Consider the following 19,557-nt stretch of genomic DNA (forward strand, 5'->3'; position numbering starts at 1 on the left):
AGTGATAACCGTACAAATACTTGTTCAAAGAAGCGCTCAAACCATCCGCCCAAATTATCTGCAACCAGCCCTCAAAGGCATCAGCGAAACGCGGTTCATCGATTAGATTTCCGCATAATTTGTGTTGTCCCAGCCACGCGCAGGGTTGGTCGCTGGCGGCTTTCGCAACTTTGATCAGGGCGAGCGGTCATAGCTTGGGCATAGGATCGGATCAGGCAGGTCGCGCAGTGTGGCGTTGGATAATTTCATCGCGTGGGTTTTCGGTCTGACGATGGCGGGCAGCCAAAGCCACATGCCGCGTAGTATCTTGAAACCGCTTTGCACACATGAGTGTCCAGAAGCGTGCGGATGTCGCCGGAGGTTTCGTCAAATTCAAGTCCGCCGAAGGCCTGCGTTACAAGCCCATTGGGGACGTCTGCTGCGACGAGATTGTTGAGAAGCAGGTCAACGGCGTCGCGCACGGGCGCTTCTTGCCAAAAATAACGAATCCGATCACTAAAGCTGAAATGGCGTTGCAACGCGATGTCCGTTGGTGTTCCAGCATAGTAGCCGTCCCAGTGCGCGGGCGCATTGTCCATTGCTTCGTCGAGCACGCCGATGATCCCAGATACCGTCTTTGGACAAACCCTATCTTCGATTGCAGCCAATGCAAAAACCGCCTCGCGAAACCGGAAAGTCAGTTCCGGTCCGACCTTGAGGAAGAAGACGTGACGCTCGACAAGTTGGGCGAGGCTGGATGTAGGCTGATAATCAGTTGAATGACCTTCGAAGGTCAAACGCGGGTGCCGGTTAATCGCTGCGACAAGATCAACTGCCGCGGCAGGATCGAACTGACGAACAGAGCTGTGGCTGAAATCTACCCCGGGCTGCGTCACAACTGAGACGACGCGCTCCCACGCACCTTCTAAGCCTTCTTTGCGGAAGGCGGATTCATGCGTTTGGATGGTTTCATCCAACCGTTCTGGTGTCGTGATTTGGAGATCCTGCATATCGTCGGTCTCGCCCCCAGGTACGGGAACTTCGGATCCGATAACGTAGATCAATTTTGACGGATCTGGCGCATAGTCTTCCGCAATTCTGCACAGGCGTGCAGCTCTTTCCGCGATGTCCGAAAAGCTCGGGCGCGGTTCGCCGCCGCAGGCCATACTTGCGTCTAGATGTATCTTCTGAAAACCCGCTTCGACATAGCTGCGCACCAACGTCTCGGCTTTGCGCATCGCAGCGGCGACCGGTTCATCACGCCAGGGGTTCGGGCCAAGGTGATCGCCACCCAAAAGCAATTGATCCGTCTCGACCCCAGCATGGCTTGCCAACCGCGCGATCCAAGACGCAAAGTCGGCGGGTTTCATGCCGGTATATCCACCTTTATGATTGACTTGATTACAGGTGGCCTCAATCAGAACGGGCAGGTCATTTTCGGCCACGAAACCGAGCGTCGCCTCCAAGACGTGCTGATTTGCGGTGCAGAAACTCGGCAAGCCGATACTCTCTCCGTTCTTATTGCGTTCAATAAGCCCGTGGACATTCATGCGCTCAACCCCCGGCGATGTTTCGTTGGTCTTCGTGTTCTTTGACGAAACGAACAAGCGTCTCAAGGCTCGACGCGCCTTCCATAGGACCACGATGTTGAACGGCACAAGCACCGGCGGCTGAGGCAAGGGAAACGGCTTTGTCGATGTCCAACCCTTGAAGCCAAAGCGCAATGAACGCGCCGCCAAAACAATCACCTGCGCCGGTTGGGTCGATTTCAGTCACCGAGTAAGCGGGGACGAAACGGTCGCCGCTCGCGTCGTAAATGCGGACGCCGCCCGACCCCATTTTGTGAACAACATATTCAATCCCAAGCGCCAGAAGCTCTTTCGCGGCAATCGCTGGATCGGTCGCGTCGGTGAGGAGCGTTAGTTCTTCTCCGCTTGGAAGGAACACATCCGTTAGGGACAGGACATCGGCCATGGCGTCCCGTAGTCCGGGCGCGCTCAAAATTTCCTTTCTCAAGTTTGGATCGAAGGAAATTGTCCCGCCACTGGTTTTGACTCTGCGGGCGGCCTCAAGGTTCAGCGCCACAAATTCGGGGCTGGATAGCGAAGACCCCATGACGTGGAGGTGATCTGCGGCATCGAGAACTTGTGCCACTTCGGGCGTTCTTGGGATCGTCCCGCAAGCACTGTGTTTTATGTTGTAAACAAAATCGCGGGACCCATCCGCATGATACCGCACAAAGGCGCTGCCTGTGGGGCGATCCGGGTCAATTAAGACCCCCGATATGTCCACGCCATCCATAGAAAGCCGGTTGAGATTGATTATTCCAAAGTCATCATCTCCAACTGCCGAGACAATGGCGCAAGGCTGACCGAGCCGTGCGACTTGATCGATGAAAATTGCGGGTGCACCGGACGGGAAAGGGCCGGTAAGCCCAATTGCTTCAAGAAAACCATCACCGATGCTGTCGGCCATGATTTCAACCAGAACTTCGCCAATAACCACGACTTTCTTCATGCGGTTTGCCTCTGGCAGGCACCCTTTGAAAATGCACGTCGCACGCGTGGGCCCGTCAGCTCATCCATTGGCCACCGTCTACGTTGTAGCACTGCGAGACGATGTAATTGGCATCATCTGAAGCGAGGAACACGGCCATCCCGGTCAGGTCATCTGGTGTCGCGAAACGGCCATAAGGCACGCTTGCTGCGACCTCAGCTTTCTTCTGTCCAGGCTTCTTATTCTCCAACTTGGCGAACATTGCATCAACATGCGTCCAGTGTTCGCCGTCAACGACGCCGGGGGCAATTGCGTTCACATTGATACCATGCCCGATGAGGTTCAGACCTGCGGATTGGGTCAGTGAAATCACGGCAGCTTTGGTCGAGCAGTAAACCGCCACAAGTGACTCGCCGCGCCGACCGGCCTGTGAAGCCATATTGATAATTTTCCCACCTTTACCGCGCGCAATCATGTGGCGGGCGACCGCCTGCATCGTAAACATCGTACCCGCAACATTCACAGCGTAGAGCCGGTCAAAACTGACGCGCGTGATGTCAGCGATTGGCGCCGCATCGAAAAGCGCTGCATTGTTGATGAGAATGTCGATACCGCCAAAGGCGCCCACAGCACCGGCTACGCAAGTGTCGATGCTACTCTGATCGGTCACATCAATGTGCAGCGCGATTGCTGCGTCACCGATTTTAGACGCTGTTTTCTGTGCAGCATCAAGATCAATATCGGTTATGGCGACGCGGGCGCCCTCCCGAACAAAGCGCTCAGCGAAGCCACGGCCAATGCCGCGCGCCGAGCCGGCAATGAGTGCGGTCTTTCCCTCAAGTCGTTGTGTGTTGGTCATTGGTTTTCAAATTCGTCCCTTGGGGGTGTTATCGCGTGGTGTATCCGCCGTCGATCACCAGAATGTCGCCGGTTATGTAGCTTGACGCAGAAGAGGCGAGGAAAAGCGCGGCCATCGCCACCTCTTCTGGTTGGCCGACACGCTGCATCGGTGTCATATCTCTCCAGATAGGGAACCACTCGGGGTTGTCGATGCCGCCTTGGGACATGTCAGTCTGAATGTAACCGGGTGCGAGGGCATTGACGCGAATATTGTCCAAGGCAAGTTCGCTGGCGAGACTCTTGGTCATCATGTGAACAGCAGCCTTCGAGCTGTTGTAGGCGACCTGGTTTTGCGGGATGTTCGAGGCGATGCCGGACATGGACCCGACATTGACAATTGCCCCGCCGCCCTGCGCCCGCATAGCTGGAATAGCTGCGCGACAGCAACGAAAGACCGCATCAACATTAAGCGACATCACACGCTGCCAATCCTCGTCCGAGAATTCTGCTGAATCACCGTGGATAGCGACGCCGGCATTATTGATGAGAATGTCTAGCCGTCCCGACTTTTCAAGGACATCGGCAATGATTGCCCCCGGTGCTCTAGGGTCGGTTAGGTCAGCGGCAATAAATGTGGCGTCGTATCCCAATGCGCTAAGCGTCCTTTCTACCTCTTCGCCGTCGTTGCGCGAGCAGATAAAAAGCCGTGCCCCGGCGTCTCCGAGTGCTCTGGCAGTGGCCAGGCCGATACCGCGGGTACCACCCGTGATAAGAGCAACTTTGCCATCAAGCTTGAAGCGGTTCAGTAAATTCTCGTTTTTCGGCATTTATATTCCAACTCTGTCCTAAAGTGTTCTTTGGCGTAGAACGGTTTCTGGTGGTTCAGATGTCGCATCCATGCGGCAAGATCGTCAGGTCGCGCACCACAACCCCTGGCGGGCGGGTCACCATAAACATCACTGCATCGGCGACCTCTTTGGGCCCCATCAGCGCCTTTGCGGCCAGCGCTTCATCCATTTTCGCTTTCGGCCAGTCATCAAGCAGCGGCGATATCACCGGGCCGGGCAAGACCGCCCCCATGCGAATATTGTGTTTGATCAACTGGCGTCTGGTCGCGTGCAAGAACGCTTGCACTGCATATTTCGAGGCAGTGTAGATTGGCTCCCACACAACTGGTGTCACGGCTGCAACTGAGCTTGTGAATATAATATCGCCGCGTTTCTGGGCAATCATATAAGGCAACACCGCGTGAACAGATCGGAACACAGCATTGGTGTTTAGATTAAGCACCTTGTCCCAGTCGTCGGGATCTCCGTCGGCAACGGCACCCCCGATGTACGCACCTGCATTGGCATGAAAAATGTCCACCCCCCCGACAAGGTCAAGAATTTTGGGCAGCATTGCCGTGACCACGGGGCCGTCAAGAAGATCGACAACCAGAGGATGCGCTTTGTCGCCTAGGTCTGCACAGACACGTGCCAGCCCCTCTTCTGATCGGTCGATCAGCACCACGTCAGCACCTGCCGCGATCATTGTGCGTGCGCACTCCAATCCGATCCCAGAGGCGGCACCTGTAATCACGGCAGTTTTTCCAGAAAGCTGTTGGGTCATGGTGCTCATCCTTTGGTATTACGCGCGGCCATGGCTGGCACGTGAGCGTCGGGCGATTGAGTCCACAATGACCGCAAAGGCAAGAACACCGCCGGTAATCATGAAGCGAAGCGAGGAACTCAGGTTGAGAAGCGTCAAACCGTTCGAGATGGCCATGATGACCAGAACACCGAGAAGCGCCGACCATGCTGAACCACGACCTCCAAAGAGAGAGGTGCCGCCAATGACCGCTGCCGCGATTGCATTAAGATTGACGTCGCCGGTCCCCGCCTGAATGCTTGCTGAGGCCAGTCTCGCCGACGAGAAAACACCACCAAGCGCTGCAAAGGTTGAACACAGCACAAAGGCCGACATTCGGATCGAATCCACATTAATCCCGGATCGTCTGGCCGCTTCAGCGTTACCACCGATAGCGAACATTGAGCGGCCCCACTTTGTGCGTGTCAGCGCGTACTCAGCACACACAACAACGAGCGTGAATATGGCAAACATCCACGGCACGCCTCGGCCCTTTTCGAGGTAGTAAACGGCAAAGACCAAAACGGCAGTGATGATCAAAGCCTTAAAAACAGTGACGCTTAGATTAGCGGAGGAAAGGTTCGCTTCATTGCGGCGTTTCGCAGCAACAATTCCGCCATAGATGAGCAGGAGTCCCGGCAGGATTGCCAGAGTATAAGACAGCCATGCAGGCAAGATCATAAGCTGACCAAACCGCACGAGCGGAGATGTGAACGGCAGGTTAATTGAACCCGTTGGTCCGAGGATGTAGAGTTGCAAGCCCAATAGAGTGAGGAGCCCGGCTAGGGTTGCCACGAAGCTTGGCATTTCAAAACGATTGCGCAGAAGGCCGAAAAGTAGGCCTACGAACGCGCCAGCGGCCATTGCCCCCAGTATCGCCAGGGGAAGCGGTAGACCTGTTTTCACCCAAAGTACGCCGATCATCGCGGAAGCGAGTCCACTCATTGATCCAACTGAGAGATCGATTTCTCCGAGCAGCAACACAAATATGATGCCAAGCGCGATGAACCCGACAGCGGACGCATCGAAAAGAAGATTGGCGAGGTTGTTCGGCGCGAGAAAGACCGGGTTAAGCGAAGTAAAAACGACCGAGATAAGAACGAGGCCAGCAAGAACTGGAAGCATCCCTAAATCCCCAGACCTTGTCCGGTCTATAAACTCTCGGATTGCGCCGGAAATTCCCTCGTCGTGACGTACACGCGTATCTGCGCGATCAAGTTGTTGGCTATTGTTGCCGTCGGTCATTTTCAGTCCTTCGCTCAATCTGTCGTCGTTTCGAGTTTGCGTGCCTCGCGCCGGGAAACAGAGTTGTCAGAGGCGCCGGTGATCGCAGCGACAAGTTCCTCATGCGAATTTTCGGTCGTAAACACGCCATTGTTTCGGCCAAGACGCAGCACAACAATTCGGTCAGCGACTGCGCGTACGTCTTCCATGTTATGGGAAATCAGGATCACCCCGTGTCCTCGGCCGCTTACCCGCTCAATGAGGTTCAGAACCTCCGCGGTTTGGGCGACACCAAGAGCTGCCGTCGGCTCATCGAGCATGACTATTTCAGGTTCCATGACAAGCGAACGCGCGATCGCAACAGTTTGACGCTGCCCGCCGGAAAGTGATGCGATGGGCTCGCGGACCGACGGGATACGGGCCGCCAGTTCTTGGAGCAACTTCCACGCGCGGACTTCCATTTCTACTTCGTTCAGCCGCCATGGTGAAATCTCTTGACCAAGGAACAGATTTGCAACGACATCCAGATTTTCACAAAGTGCAAGATCTTGAAAAACAGTCGCAATTCCCATTTCAAGTGCTTTGCGGGGGTTGTCGATCGTAACTTCCTCACCGAGATATTCGATCATGCCGGACGTCGGTTGATGCACCCCGGCAAGCACTTTAACTAGTGTCGTCTTGCCCGCGCCATTGTCTCCGACCAGAGCGACGACTTCGCCAGCGTGGACTTCCAACTCAATGTCGCCCAAGGCTGTGACAGCGCCGAATTGTTTGGAAACTCCACTCATTTTCAAGAGTAAGTCCCCGTGTTTCCGCGTTGTTTGTGTCTGTGTCATACGGTGGTCCCCTCAAGTTTGGTTTGGTGCTGGCGGCACACTCGCCCGCCAGCACCCTTATATTGCGGCTTCGGAGGGAGGCCCGACGCCGCGTTCTCGATCACTCGATGCCGAGTTCAGCACAATATGCTGCAAAATCATCGGTACAAAGTTGCTCGGCAGTCACGATGCCTGTGTCGATCACGATTTCCTTGAGGTTGCCACGTGTCACGACGGCCGGCACGAAGAGTTGCGACGGTGCATCGTAAAGCGTTGTTGTGGCTTCAGGAGTGCCACCGTTCAAGAATGTGAATGCGATATTGGCCGCAGCCGCGCCCACAATTTCGCTAGGTTTGGAGATCGTATTGAATTGATCGCCGGCGATAATAAGCTGAAGTGCAGCTATCTCGGCGTCGTTGCCAGTGACTGGTGGGATTGGATCAACGCCAGCCGCTTTCAAAGCCGCAACTGAACCGCCACCGGTGCCATCGTTTGCCGCAACCACACCAACGATTTGGTTTCCAAATCGCGTAATCTGGCCCGCAACCCATTCTTGTGCTTTTGGCGGCGCCCAGCCCGGCGTGTCAAACTCAGCAAGATGCTCATATTCAGACTCTTCAACCGCTCTGCGCGAGCCATCAGCGATCAAGCCAGCGGCTGCATCGGTTGGAGATCCATTAACTTGAAGAATGCCGACACCTTCGGGTGAGACACCCGTAATACGCAGATGCTCAATGAGGCTTTGCGCGATGGCATAACCAATCCCTTCATTGTCAAAAGAGACATAGAAGTCTGGAGCGCGATCGGGGATTGGCCGGTCATAGGCCACAATTTTGATACCTTGTGCTTGTCCCAACTCGACCATGGCAGCTGCTGCGCCCGAATCCACAGGATCAAGCACGACAACGGCTGCACCTTGCGCAATCACTGAGTTGAACTGCTGCTGTTGTAGCGCGACGTCGTTATTGCCATTTTGATAAATGGCTTTGCAATCCGGGCAGATCTTTTTCAATTCCGCCTGGAAGCCGGGCCAATCATGCTCGTCGTAGCGGGTTGAGCCTTGATCAGGCATCAAGAACGCGACGGTTCCTGTTGTTTGAGCATAGCTTGCGGTGCTGCTTAGAAAGAGCGCCGTAAGCGTCGCGGCAACTGTTGTTAACTTAAGTTTCATTGGAGTCTCCTCTGTTGGTTTCTCGCTTGGTTGACCGGCTTTGTTCTGTAAGCCGGCGGCAGGGTACCGCGCCGCTGGAAGAGCCCAGCAGGTTGCAGATACATTCTTTGTCAGTAGTAGCGGACGTTCCTGTCGGGACTGCCCTTTCCTAGCGCGGCGTTTACGCCGCTTGGATACCTCGATCTGGGTCGAAGTTCGTGGTCGCATGGTCAAGCATTCGGGATCGGAATCGCGAAGGTGACATCCCTTTTTGTGCTGCAAATTGACGATTGAAGTTCGACAGGTTGTTAAACCCACATCCAAAGCAGATGTTGGTGATCTTCTCGCCATGATCAGAGACGAGCATTTGACAGGCCAGACCGATGCGCAGTCGATTTACATAGCGCACAAGGGACATGCCTGTGTGCTTCCGGAAGCTGCGTGAAAAAGTTGATCGACTTATGCCAGCGATCTCGGCCAGATCACCTTCGTTAAATGGTTCAGTCAGGTTAGCGTCAATGAAAGCTAGGGCCCTGTTCAGCCCAGTGGACATGTAGCCCGAAGGGTCAGGCAGGTACTCGGCACCGGTCAGTTGATGCGTTTGGCTGTCCTGACTAAGGGCACCAACTATCCCAATGAAAAGTTCGATCCGGCGGATACCACGCGCATGCATCAGTTCGGCCAAATTGGGCGCTACGACTTCAGATGTGGCATTCGAAAACAACAGGCCACTGCGGCTTTTGTCCAGCATTTCTGAAAGGCATTGAAGCTCGGGAAGGATGCCCATCGCGCCACGGATGGCCTCATCCGTGAATTGTATTCCCCGATTGCGCAACGGAACTATTTCGTCGGCCTCAACATCACTTACCCAATTGTGCGGCAAATTCGGGCCGGTCAGCACAAGATTTCCAGGTTCAAACGTGCCGATAAAGTCGCCAACGAAGTAACGCCCCGTCGTCGCAACGACGTGATGCAACTCATATTCAGGGTGAAAATGCCAGCGCACCGTTGAAAACGGATAGCCGTGTTCATAAGCTCTAAATGTCTCACCGCGCCCTATTTGGACAACTTCTAGATCCGGTTGCATCATTCTCTCCCCCTTTCTATCAAACCGCTCCCCGCAGCTCGATTGAGTAGCACATCGGCTGCTTCTCCAGTTTGACGTTAGCGATCTGTATTTTGGCAAACTACAGCAGAACAGGCGTAAAACTGGTACTTTTTTGCCGTCATGGCCATTATCTTGTTTGTTTTATACTATCTAGCTGTATCGGAAATCTTTTCAACGGGCGCGAAAATGACCTGAACGCGCGACTTTAGCTTACATTTCGAGTTGATCCGAAGGTGCCATACGATCCAAACGAAAGACTCGAGCGGGAAACGAGTCATGACTTCAGCTGTCAGCATTTCGTTCTCGAGATTGGGTTCAACGACTTGTCAAAGCGTCAAAGCGGAGAGATTGCTACCTGAGTAACGTTGCGTGCGGCAATTCGCTGAGCGACGTTTTTCAGGCCACTTGCTTTTGGAATGTTGAAGTTCGGGATCTCCAACTTATGAAGACACAGCGCGATGTCCCGTGAACCGCTTCAGGGATGCCACAGCGCAATATTCGATAAACTATTGAAAGGCAGGTTAGTGCAGTCCGCGTAACTTCACAAAGATCGCTAACTGCGCATAGCGGAAATTGAACTGCGGCTCATTTTTTGCTTCAGCCATCCTAGAGAGAGACCAATCGTATGCCCGCAAGTTGGCGGGATGGTGGCGACAAAATGCGTAGCGGCTTGAGGGGAAACGGCACAGAGTCGGAGCGTAGTGCATGCTCAACTGTTGCGAATTCGACCTTCTGACCGAATGCTGCGCGGGTGCTTCGAGATTAGCGCAAATGCCTAGAAACTCCACCAGCCCCCAAACCACTAAATCTTGTGTCATTCGCGTGACAATCCCCCCCAAAACCCCTATAAAATGCCCTTAAACAACAAGGAAATACCGTATGGCCGAGGCCACTGAGGCGCAGGGTGACTATGGCGCCGATTCTATCAAAGTTCTCAGAGGCTTAGAAGCTGTCAGAAAACGTCCCGGAATGTATATCGGGGACACGGATGACGGCTCGGGTCTGCACCATATGGTGTATGAGGTCGTGGACAACGGCATTGACGAGGCTTTGGCCGGTCACGCCGACGCTGTGACGGTCACAATTCACGCCGATAGCTCGGTTTCTGTCAGCGACAACGGGCGCGGAATTCCCGTGGACGTGCACGAGGAAGAAGGCGTTTCAGCCGCCGAAGTGATCATGACCCAGCTGCACGCGGGCGGGAAGTTTGACCAGAATTCCTATAAGGTTTCGGGTGGTCTGCACGGGGTCGGTGTTTCGGTGGTGAATGCGCTGTCGGATTGGCTGGAATTGCGGATTTGGCGGAATGGGAAAGAGCATCTGGCCCGCTTTGAAGGCGGCGATACGGTTGATCATCTGACGGTGGTTGGTGACGCGGATGGGCGTAAGGGAACCGAGGTGCGGTTTCTGGCCTCGATCAAGACGTTTTCGAACCTGGAGTATGTGTTCAAAACGCTGGAGAACCGGCTGCGCGAGTTGGCGTTCCTGAATTCGGGCGTGCGGATTATTCTGACGGATGAGCGCCCTGCCGAACATCTGCGGACCGAGTTTTTCTATGATGGCGGCGTGCGGGAGTTTGTGCGCTATCTGGACCGCAACAAGCAGCCGATGATCGAAGAGCCGATCTTTATCGAGGGCGAGAAGGACGGCATCACGGTCGAAGTCGCGATGTGGTGGAACGACAGTTACCACGAGACGGTTCTGCCCTTTACCAACAACATTCCGCAGCGCGATGGCGGCACCCATCTGGCGGGTTTCCGGGGGGCGTTGACGCGGTCGATCAATCTGTATGCATCATCTTCGGGGATTGCCAAGAAAGAGAAGATCAACTTCACAGGCGACGATGCACGCGAGGGTCTGACCTGTGTGTTGTCGGTGAAAGTGCCGGATCCGAAGTTCTCGTCGCAGACCAAAGACAAGCTAGTGTCGTCCGAGGTGCGCCCGGCTGTCGAAAGCATGATGAACGAGAAACTGTCGGAGTGGTTTGGAGAAAATCCCGGTCCGGCAAAGTTGATTGTTGGCAAGATAATCGAGGCCGCACTGGCACGCGAAGCGGCGCGCAAGGCCCGCGAGATGACGCGCAAGAAGTCGGCTTTGGATGTGGCATCTCTGCCCGGCAAGCTGGCCGATTGTCAGGAGAAACGTCCTGAGTTCCGCGAGTTGTTCCTGGTGGAGGGTGACTCGGCTGGTGGGTCGGCCAAGCAGGGGCGTGCGCGGGCCAATCAGGCGGTTTTGCCTTTGCGCGGTAAAATCCTGAACGTGGAACGGGCGCGATTTGACCGGATGCTGGGCAGTCAGGAGATCGGCACGTTGATCACTGCGCTGGGCACGGGCATCGGGCGCGACGAATTCGATATTACGAAACTGCGCTACCACAAGATCGTCATCATGACCGATGCTGACGTGGATGGTGCTCATATTCGCACGCTGTTGTTGACGTTCTTCTTTAGGCAGATGCCCGAGATCATCGAAGGTGGGTATCTCTATATCGCGCAACCGCCGCTGTATAAGGTCGCGCGCGGGAAGTCCGAGGTTTATCTGAAGGACCAGCCTGCGTTGGAAGATTATCTGGTGCAGATGGGCGTCGACGGCGCGATGTTGCGGTTGAGCACGGGCGAAGAGATCACGGGTCAGGATCTGGCGCGGGTGGTTGATGAGGCACGGCAGGTGCGCAGGGTCTTGCAAGCCTTCCCGACCCATTACCCGCACGGGATTTTGGAGCAGGCGGCGATTGCCGGGGCCTTTGTGCCGGGGCGCGTGGATGCGGATTTGCAAGGCGTTGCGGATTCTGTGGCATCGCGGTTGGATCAGGTTGCGGAAGAATATGAGCGGGGCTGGCAGGGCCGGATCACCCAGGACAAGGGCATCCGTCTGGCGCGGATTTTGCGCGGTGTCGAAGAGGTGCGGACCTTGGATGGGCCTATCCTGCGCGCTGGTGAGGCGCGCCGGTTGGGAGCGTTTACCGAGACGTTGCAAGAGGTTTATTCCGGTTCGGCGCGACTGGTGCGGCGCGATCGCGAAACGCCCATTCATGGGCCGCTGGACCTGTTGAACACGATTTTGACCGAGGGCGAGAAGGGCTTGAGTTTGCAGCGCTATAAGGGGCTGGGCGAGATGAACCCGGATCAACTGTGGGAAACCACGCTGGACCCCGAGGCACGGACGTTCCTTCAAGTGCGGGTCGAAGACCTGGCGGAAGCGGACGATCTGTTTACCAAGCTGATGGGGGATGTGGTGGAGCCACGCCGCGAGTTCATTCAGCAGAATGCGTTGAACGTCGAGAACCTGGACTTTTAAGGTTTCGCCGCGCCGTCGCGCGTCGAAGTGTTTCTGGACAGAAGAAGCAAGAAGAACCGGGCGGTCGCCAATTCTGCAAGGTTTGATAAGTTCGCCGGCATTCAGGTGGGAAGGGGCTTCACGGCAATTCATCTGGCGTTTCTGTCGCTGCTGATGGGCGCGAAAATTCTGGGGTCGGGGCCGATGGCGAATGTGCCGTTCTTTGGGGTGGCGCTGGTATCTTCGGTGATCATCGCGATCGGCAAATGTAGCCGGTCGGCGGAGTTTCAGAAGATCGGAATTGGCGCATTCTTCGTACTGCTGGTGTCTGGGCAGGTTTTGGCGGCGAGGGTGTTTGGTTATTTCGGGTTGTTTGGAATTCCGGCCCCGACACTGACGTTTGGCAAAGTGGCAAGTGCGTTTTTGGTGGTCACAAGGGTCTATCTGATGACTTTCCGCTAACGCCTATTCGGTGCCGATGTGTACCCTACCGCGTGCTTCGGCGAGGCGGACTTGTTTCTGACGTTCGCGGAAGCGGGTGCGGTCGGCCTCGGTGTATTCGTTGATGCAGCGGGCGCAGGAGACGCCGGGGTCGTAGTGCTCTGACGCGCGGTCTTCTTCGCTTAGCGGGCGGCCGCAGGCGTGGCACAGTTGGTAGTCGCCCTCTTTCAGGCCATGGCCAACAGATACGCGTTGATCGAAGACGAAGCACTCGCCGTTCCACAGGCTGTCGTCTTCGGGCGTGTCTTCGAGGTATTTCAGGATGCCGCCTTCCAGGTGGAACACCTGATTGACGCCTTGGCCCAATAGGTAGTTCGAGGCCTTTTCGCAGCGGATGCCGCCAGTGCAGAACATGGCAATGCGCTTGCCGCGAAACTGGTCTTTGTTTTCGGCCCATCAGTCGGGGAATTCGCCGAAGGTCTTTGTGTTGGGGTCTACTGCGCCTTCGAAGGTGCCGATCTCGACCTCGTAATCGTTGCGGGTGTCGATGACTGCGACATCGTCCGAGCTGATCAGGGCATTCCAATCGTCGGGCTTGATGTAGGTGCCGACCGAGGCCGTCGGATCGACGTTGGGTTGGTCCATGGTCACAATCTCGCGCTTCAGGCGAACTTTCATGCGGGCAAACGGCATTTCGGTTGCGGTGCTTTGCTTCCATGAGATGTCAGCGCAACCCGGTAGCGACCGAATATGAGTAAGTGCGGCGTCGATACCGGCGCGAGGTCCGGCGATGGTGCCGTTGATGCCTTCGGGCGCCAGAAGGAGCGTGCCTTTGACGCCGTTTTCGCGGCAAACAGCATCCAGTGGGCCTTGAATGGCCTCGGTATCCTCAAAGGGCGTGAATTTATAAAGCGCGGCGACGGTGAACATGGGGCAGGGGATTAGGGCAAATGACGCAGAGCCTCAAGCCCGACTGTTGACGCAGGCTTGTTCGCAAAATAGCCATTCAGGGAAACAGGAGAAAAGACATGCGCCCCGCCAACCAAGCCATTCTTGTGATCGACGTTCAAAACGACTTTTGCCCCGGTGGTGCATTGGCCGTGGCCGGGGGGGATGAGATCGTCGCTCCCATCAATGCTCTGGTATCCGAGTTTCAAGTGCGCGTCTTTACGCAGGACTGGCATCCAGGCGATCATTCCAGCTTTGCATCACAACATGCCGGGTTAGAGCCTTTCTCTCTGACTGACATGCCCTATGGTCCGCAAGTCTTGTGGCCGGATCACTGTGTGATCGGTTCGGACGGGGCAGTATTTCACAATGATCTTGATACCAACCGCGCGGATATGGTCATTCGCAAAGGGTTCCGGCGCGAGATCGACAGCTACTCTGCCTTTTTTGAGAACGATCATGAGACGCCCACCGGCCTGGAGGGGTATCTGCGCACCCGTGGTGTCGAGGCAGTGACATTGGTCGGATTAGCCACGGATTTCTGCGTGAATTTTTCGGCGGTGGATGCAGCGAAGCTGGGATTCAAAGTCAGCGTTGTGGAAAGCCTGTGCCGGGCGATTGATCTGGACGGGTCGCTTGGGGTCGCCAAGGCAGGCATGGCCGATGCCGGTGTTGAACTGGTCTGATCCACTGGCTAGGCTGACGCGCCCAGGCTGTGCTAGGTTCCTCCGATAATACTGGGGGACGTCATGGCTTATTTCGATGTTGATGTTTATTCGCGCAAGGTTTCGACAGGGTCGAAGAAGGCGCAGAAGTGGTTCGATCGCGGGCTGATCTGGTGCTTCGCCTATGCCCATGAAGAAGCGGCGCGGTGTTTTCAAAAAGCCATCAAATATGATCCCGATTGTGCGATGGCGCATTGGGGGTTCGCCTATGCGAACGGGCCGAACTACAACATGCCATGGGAAATTCAGGACGAGGCGATGCAGACCGAGTCGCTGGCAGCGGCTTTTGACGCGATAGAGGTTGCCAAGTCTTTGGATGGGACAAAGGCCGAGAAGCTTCTGATAGAGGCTTTGTCCAAGCGATTTCCACAACGCGTGCCGACGGACCTGCCTGTGATGGAAGGGTGGAATGCAGATTTCACCGACGCCATGCGCGAGGCCCATCTTGCCTATCCCGACGATCTGGATCTGCGGTGCATTTTTGTTGAGGCGATCATGAACCTGACGCCTTGGCAGATGTGGGATCAGGCGACGGGCACAGTTGCAGAGGGCGCTGGCACGGTCGAAGCGCAGTCGGTGATAGAGGACGCATTGGACAACGACGCCCGGATTTGGGATCACCCGGGATTGCTTCACATGTATGTTCATCTGATGGAGATGTCGCCGACACCGGAAGCAGCATTAAAAGCAGGCGACGCCTTGCGGACCCTGGTACCGGATGCCGGGCATCTGGTGCATATGCCAACCCACATCGACATTCAGTGTGGTCAGTATCGCGATGCGATGTATTGGAACCTGAAAGCCTGCGAGGTGGACGCCAAGTTTCTGGAGCGCCACGGGGTTTACAATATCTACACCGGATATCGCATTCATAACAATCACTTCGCCGCTTATGGCGCAATGTTTCTGGGGCAATTTGAGTCGGCGATGGCCGCAGCACAGGCCATTATCGACAACACGCCAGAAGATCTGTTGCGGGTCGAGACGCCGCCTATGGCGGACTATTTTGAAAGCTACTTCGCAGTTCCCGAGCACGTCTTGATCCGCTTTGGGAAGTGGAAAGAGATCATTAATCTGCCGATGCCAGATGACCCGGTCGTCTTCTGTAATCTGACTGCGACCCGGCACTATGCAAAAGGCGTGGCCTACGCAGCGCTGGGACAAGTGGTCGAGGCAGAGGCGCAACAGGAATTATTCCGAGCCGCACGGGCGAGTGTTCCTGAGTCGCGGGTGTTGCATACTGTGACGTGCCAACAGGCGCTTGAAGTGGCCGAAGATATGCTTTTAGGAGAAATCGAGTATCGCAAAGGCAATTATGACGTGGCGTTCGAAGCTCTCCGCAGGGCCGTCGCAACCGAAGATGCTTTACCTTACGACGAGCCCTGGGGCTGGATGCAGCCAGTGCGTCATGCTCTTGGCGCTTTGCTTTTGGAACAGGGACATGTGGACGAGGCCGAAGCGGCCTATCGCGCCGATCTGGGTCTGGGTGGTGACTTGCCGCGCGCGCAGGTGCATCCAGATAATGTGTGGTCATTGCGAGGCTTGGCTGATTGTCTGGAACGGCGCGGCTGAATCTGCAGAAGGTCGATTGATTGCCCAACGCCTTGAGCTTGCGAATGCCCGCGCCGAACGCCCCGTCGGAGCGTCGTGTTTCTGTGCCCAAGCGGCGGCTGCGGAATAGAAGCGCCCGGATATCGGGGGAATGCTGAGAGATCATAAGAAACGCGACTAGCGAAGGGGAAAGTGATGGCGAAGAAGATTGCAAACTCGGTTTACGAGAAGGAATTGGCCCGATTGCAGGTCGAATTGATCAAGCTGCAAGAGTGGGTGAAACATACCGGGCACCGCGTCGCCATCATCTTCGAAGGCCGCGATGCCGCCGGGAAGGGCGGCACGATTAAGCGCATTACCGAGGCGATGAACCCGCGGATTTGTCAGGTTGTGGCCTTGCCCGCGCCAACCGAGCGCGAAAAATCACAATGGTATTTCCAGCGCTATGTCGCGCATCTGCCCGCTGCGGGCGAGATCATCATATTCGACCGCTCGTGGTATAATCGTGGCGGTGTCGAGCGCGTGATGGGGTTCTGCTCGAAAGAGGAATACAAGGAATTCATGCGGTCTTGCCCCGAGTTTGAACGGATGCTGGTCCGCTCGGGCATTCAGGTGATCAAATACTGGTTTTCGGTCAGCGACGAAGAACAGGAACGACGGTTCCAGAAACGCCGCACAGACCCCACGAAGCAGTGGAAACTAAGCCCGATGGATCTGGAAAGCCGCAAGCGTTGGGTGGATTACTCCAGGGCCAAGGACGATATGTTCAGCCATACCGACATCAAACAAGCGCCTTGGTTTGTGGTGAATTCGGACGTGAAGAAACACGCGCGGCTGAATTGCATCAGCCATCTTCTGTCTCAGATACCATACGAGGAAATTCCGCGCGACCCGGTGGTTCTGGACGAACGCCCACCCCAAAAGGGCTATGTGCGCCCGCCGATGAGCGATCAGACTTTCGTTCCGGAAGTGCATGAATAACTAGCCAAATAGTCACGCTTCGACATGAATGAAATTGTGACGCCGCCCTCTGGGATCTGCTGGAAGGCGGCGTTCTTTTTTATCCGCGCATCTTATGATGCAGCAAGATCGGCACGACCAAGTCTTCTTCATCAACCAGATGTCGGCCCAGAAAGCCTTCGATCTCGGTCGCGGTGTCGTGCAGCCCACCGGCTTCTTCCTTGGCCTGTGCTTCGTCCAGATGGATCAGTTTAACCACGCGGTTACCGCGCCGGGTAAAGCGATCCAACACGTCATCCAGCGCCAGATGGTCGCTTTCCAACGTCTCTAACCCGTCGTCAAAACGCGGATCCGCGGCCGACAATTCGGGGAAGAAAGAATGATCTTCCCACCCGTGATGTCCGTGCAGGTTTCGCACCATCAGGTTGCCGAAATACGAAAGTCGGGCGGCAAACTCTTCAGGTGAACGGGTTTTGTCCAGATACAACTCGGTGTCTGCGCGCACCAATTCTGCAAGTTGGCGGAACATGTCATGGGCCCCCATCCAATTGCGGATCGAGGCGGCGAAGTTCGGGTGATCCGGCCAAGCGTCGCGCGGATAGTCCCGAAGCAGGGTGCGCATGTCATCAGGCAGCGCGCCCTGTCTAACCGTCAGTGTTTCAGTCATCACGGGAAGGTGTGCTGCCTGTTACAATATAACAATTGGCGGTTTTCGCAGGGAATATGTGCGGTAATGTGTGGCGGTCAGTGACCGCCCGCCAACATGCCTGTCTTGACTGAATAGTCGGTGGCAATTTGATAATCCGGGTCATCATCGCTTTCGACGATCAACTGGCCTGCGCGCGACAGGAGCTGGTGACAGTCTTTACTGAGGTGTCTCAGTTGAAGCTCTTTGCCCGCGGATTTGTATTTGGCAGCAACGGCTTCGATTGCGGTCAGCGCTGATTGGTCAACCACCCGGCTGTCCGCGAAATCGACAATGACGCGCGTAGGATCGGATTTGGGCTCGAACAGCTCGGTGAAACCTTCAACCGAACCGAAGAACAGAGGGCCTTGCACTTGGTAAACGCGCGCGCCCTCGGGCGTGTCATAGCGTTTGGCGTGGATACGGGTGGCGTTGTTCCAGGCGTAAGTCAGGGCCGAGACGATGACGCCGACGACAACGGCTGTGGCAAGATCATACATCACGGTGACAACCGTCACCAAGACGATGACGGCGGCATCTGAGAAGGGCACGCGGCGCATGATCTTGAACGAGTTCCAGGCAAAGGTGCCGATCACCACCATGAACATGACGCCAACCAAGGCGGCCAGTGGGATCTGTTCGATCATTGGCGCAGCGACCACGATAAACAGCAGCAGGAACAGCGCGGCTGAGATGCCTAACAACCGAGTGCGACCGCCGGATTTCACGTTGATCATCGACTGGCCGATCATGGCGCAACCGCCCATGCCGCCGAAAAAGCCGGTGACAGTATTGGCAGCGCCCTGGGCGATACATTCCTGACTGGCGCCGCCGCGTTCGCCGGTGATGTCACCAACAAGGTTCAGGGTCAGCAGACTTTCGATCAGGCCAATGGCGGCCAGGATCAGGGCGTAGGGCAGGATGATCTCGAAGGTTTCCCAATTGAGCGGCACCATGGGGATGTGGAACATCGGCAACCCACCTTCGATCGAGGCAAGATCACCCACGCGCGGCACATCAAGGCCGAAGACGATGACCACCAGCGCCACAATTCCGATACCGGCAAGAGGGGCGGGAATGGTCGAGGTGATGCGCGGCATGATCCAGATGATCAGCATGGTCGCGACTACAAGGATCAGCATCAGGGACAGGGGCCAGCCGGTCATCCATTCACCGTGGGCTATGCCGTGGCCGGACGCCTCGGCGGTGCCGGGAACCTGAAACTGGCTGAGTTGGGCAAGAAAGATCACTATTGCTAGGCCGTTTACAAAACCGAGCATGACCGGGTGCGGAACCAAACGGATGAACTTGCCCATGCGGAAGATGCCGGCAGCAATCTGGATCAGTCCCATAAGAACGACTGTCGCAAAGAGATACTCGACCCCATGCGTAGCAACCAGCGACACCATGACGACGGCCAAAGCGCCCGTTGCACCAGAGATCATGCCGGGGCGGCCACCGAAAACGGCAGTGATCAGGCCAACGATGAAAGCGGCATAAAGACCGACCAGCGGGTGAACGCCTGCGACAAAGGCAAATGCCACTGCTTCGGGCACCAATGCCAGTGCCACGGTGAGTCCGGCAAGGATTTCGGTTGGCACTTGCGCGGTGTTGGTTCTGCGAAAGCGGCCCGGCAAATCGGAAAAAATCGAGCGGCGGGCCAAGGCGGCCATTCTAAGTCTAGTCACAATTTGTCCTGGAGCTGGTCTTTTGTTAGCGCTCGCCTACCA

At 55.9% G+C, this 19,557-nt stretch carries 15 protein-coding genes and 2 pseudogenes; 5 read left to right on the plus strand and 12 right to left on the minus strand.

The window, feature by feature from the left end:
• Positions 1-245: 245 nt before the first annotated feature.
• From GKR98_14245 to GKR98_14285, 9 genes are all read right to left on the minus strand, one after another.
• Positions 246-1,529 carry a tagatose-bisphosphate aldolase gene (locus GKR98_14245; GenBank protein ID QMU59250.1) on the minus strand — a complete coding sequence of 428 codons (1,284 nt, stop codon included), beginning with the start codon at positions 1,527-1,529 and terminating at the stop codon, positions 246-248.
• 4 nt (positions 1,530-1,533) lie between these two features.
• Positions 1,534-2,496, minus strand: a complete 963-nt coding sequence (locus tag GKR98_14250; GenBank protein QMU59251.1) for a sugar kinase — start codon at positions 2,494-2,496, stop codon at positions 1,534-1,536.
• 55 nt (positions 2,497-2,551) lie between these two features.
• On the minus strand, positions 2,552-3,334 hold the full coding sequence (locus GKR98_14255; protein QMU59252.1) for an L-iditol 2-dehydrogenase: 783 nt from the start codon (positions 3,332-3,334) through the stop codon (positions 2,552-2,554).
• 28 nt (positions 3,335-3,362) lie between these two features.
• On the minus strand, positions 3,363-4,142 hold the full coding sequence (locus tag GKR98_14260) for a glucose 1-dehydrogenase (protein ID QMU59253.1): 780 nt from the start codon (positions 4,140-4,142) through the stop codon (positions 3,363-3,365).
• Between the two features lie 55 nt (positions 4,143-4,197).
• A complete protein-coding gene (locus GKR98_14265; protein QMU59254.1) occupies positions 4,198-4,926 on the minus strand; it encodes an SDR family NAD(P)-dependent oxidoreductase in 729 nt (242 codons plus the stop codon).
• Positions 4,927-4,944: 18 nt separating this feature from the next.
• Positions 4,945-6,189 (minus strand): sugar ABC transporter permease, encoded by a 1,245-nt coding sequence (locus GKR98_14270; GenBank protein ID QMU60111.1) that lies wholly within the window; start codon positions 6,187-6,189, stop codon positions 4,945-4,947.
• Between the two features lie 14 nt (positions 6,190-6,203).
• The gene (locus GKR98_14275) at positions 6,204-7,004 is read right to left on the minus strand and encodes an ATP-binding cassette domain-containing protein (GenBank protein ID QMU59255.1); all 801 of its coding nucleotides are present in this window, start codon (positions 7,002-7,004) and stop codon (positions 6,204-6,206) included.
• Positions 7,005-7,104: 100 nt separating this feature from the next.
• Complete coding sequence (locus GKR98_14280; GenBank protein ID QMU59256.1) at positions 7,105-8,154, minus strand: substrate-binding domain-containing protein; 1,050 nt, start codon at positions 8,152-8,154, stop codon at positions 7,105-7,107.
• Between the two features lie 160 nt (positions 8,155-8,314).
• Entirely contained in the window at positions 8,315-9,220 is a 906-nt protein-coding gene (locus GKR98_14285) for a helix-turn-helix domain-containing protein (protein QMU60112.1), read from the minus strand.
• Positions 9,221-10,120: 900 nt separating this feature from the next.
• Here GKR98_14285 and gyrB point away from each other — a divergent pair.
• A complete protein-coding gene (gene gyrB, locus GKR98_14290) occupies positions 10,121-12,538 on the plus strand; it encodes a DNA topoisomerase (ATP-hydrolyzing) subunit B (GenBank protein ID QMU59257.1) in 2,418 nt (805 codons plus the stop codon).
• A gap of 153 nt (positions 12,539-12,691) precedes the next feature.
• Positions 12,692-12,979: a hypothetical protein gene (locus tag GKR98_14295; GenBank protein ID QMU59258.1), complete on the plus strand. Its 288-nt coding sequence runs from the start codon at positions 12,692-12,694 to the stop codon at positions 12,977-12,979.
• A 3-nt stretch (positions 12,980-12,982) separates the two neighbouring features.
• Here the strand turns inward: GKR98_14295 and GKR98_14300 are convergent.
• A pseudogene (locus tag GKR98_14300) lies at positions 12,983-13,888 on the minus strand (rhodanese-related sulfurtransferase).
• Positions 13,889-13,986: 98 nt separating this feature from the next.
• Between GKR98_14300 and pncA the strand changes: the two are divergent.
• The 3 genes and pseudogenes from pncA to ppk2 all read left to right on the plus strand — a co-directional run bounded on the left by pncA (position 13,987) and on the right by ppk2 (position 17,163).
• Positions 13,987-14,592 carry a bifunctional nicotinamidase/pyrazinamidase gene (gene pncA, locus GKR98_14305; GenBank protein ID QMU59259.1) on the plus strand — a complete coding sequence of 202 codons (606 nt, stop codon included), beginning with the start codon at positions 13,987-13,989 and terminating at the stop codon, positions 14,590-14,592.
• Between the two features lie 63 nt (positions 14,593-14,655).
• Positions 14,656-16,312, plus strand: a pseudogene (locus tag GKR98_14310) (tetratricopeptide repeat protein).
• Positions 16,313-16,377: 65 nt separating this feature from the next.
• Positions 16,378-17,163: a polyphosphate kinase 2 gene (gene ppk2 / locus GKR98_14315; protein ID QMU59260.1), complete on the plus strand. Its 786-nt coding sequence runs from the start codon at positions 16,378-16,380 to the stop codon at positions 17,161-17,163.
• 79 nt (positions 17,164-17,242) lie between these two features.
• Here ppk2 and GKR98_14320 read toward each other — a convergent pair whose 3' ends face one another.
• Both GKR98_14320 and GKR98_14325 read right to left on the minus strand, forming a co-directional pair.
• Positions 17,243-17,809, minus strand: coding sequence for a hemerythrin domain-containing protein (locus GKR98_14320; protein ID QMU59261.1), 567 nt, complete (start codon positions 17,807-17,809; stop codon positions 17,243-17,245).
• A gap of 77 nt (positions 17,810-17,886) precedes the next feature.
• Positions 17,887-19,500, minus strand: coding sequence for an STAS domain-containing protein (locus GKR98_14325; GenBank protein ID QMU59262.1), 1,614 nt, complete (start codon positions 19,498-19,500; stop codon positions 17,887-17,889).
• Positions 19,501-19,557: the final 57 nt, after the last annotated feature.

This window comes from Boseongicola sp. (assembly GCA_014075275.1).
GTDB lineage: Bacteria > Pseudomonadota > Alphaproteobacteria > Rhodobacterales > Rhodobacteraceae.

Coding starts and splice junctions, on each gene's coding strand:
- GKR98_14245 (QMU59250.1), bottom strand. CDS start 1,529: ATGAATGTCCACGGGCTTATTGAACGCAATAAGAACGGAGAGAGTATC.
- GKR98_14250 (QMU59251.1), bottom strand. CDS start 2,496: ATGAAGAAAGTCGTGGTTATTGGCGAAGTTCTGGTTGAAATCATGGCC.
- GKR98_14255 (QMU59252.1), bottom strand. CDS start 3,334: ATGACCAACACACAACGACTTGAGGGAAAGACCGCACTCATTGCCGGC.
- GKR98_14260 (QMU59253.1), bottom strand. CDS start 4,142: ATGCCGAAAAACGAGAATTTACTGAACCGCTTCAAGCTTGATGGCAAA.
- GKR98_14265 (QMU59254.1), bottom strand. CDS start 4,926: ATGACCCAACAGCTTTCTGGAAAAACTGCCGTGATTACAGGTGCCGCC.
- GKR98_14270 (QMU60111.1), bottom strand. CDS start 6,189: ATGACCGACGGCAACAATAGCCAACAACTTGATCGCGCAGATACGCGT.
- GKR98_14275 (QMU59255.1), bottom strand. CDS start 7,004: ATGACACAGACACAAACAACGCGGAAACACGGGGACTTACTCTTGAAA.
- GKR98_14280 (QMU59256.1), bottom strand. CDS start 8,154: ATGAAACTTAAGTTAACAACAGTTGCCGCGACGCTTACGGCGCTCTTT.
- GKR98_14285 (QMU60112.1), bottom strand. CDS start 9,220: ATGCAACCGGATCTAGAAGTTGTCCAAATAGGGCGCGGTGAGACATTT.
- gyrB (QMU59257.1), top strand. CDS start 10,121: ATGGCCGAGGCCACTGAGGCGCAGGGTGACTATGGCGCCGATTCTATC.
- GKR98_14295 (QMU59258.1), top strand. CDS start 12,692: ATGGGCGCGAAAATTCTGGGGTCGGGGCCGATGGCGAATGTGCCGTTC.
- pncA (QMU59259.1), top strand. CDS start 13,987: ATGCGCCCCGCCAACCAAGCCATTCTTGTGATCGACGTTCAAAACGAC.
- ppk2 (QMU59260.1), top strand. CDS start 16,378: ATGGCGAAGAAGATTGCAAACTCGGTTTACGAGAAGGAATTGGCCCGA.
- GKR98_14320 (QMU59261.1), bottom strand. CDS start 17,809: ATGACTGAAACACTGACGGTTAGACAGGGCGCGCTGCCTGATGACATG.
- GKR98_14325 (QMU59262.1), bottom strand. CDS start 19,500: ATGGCCGCCTTGGCCCGCCGCTCGATTTTTTCCGATTTGCCGGGCCGC.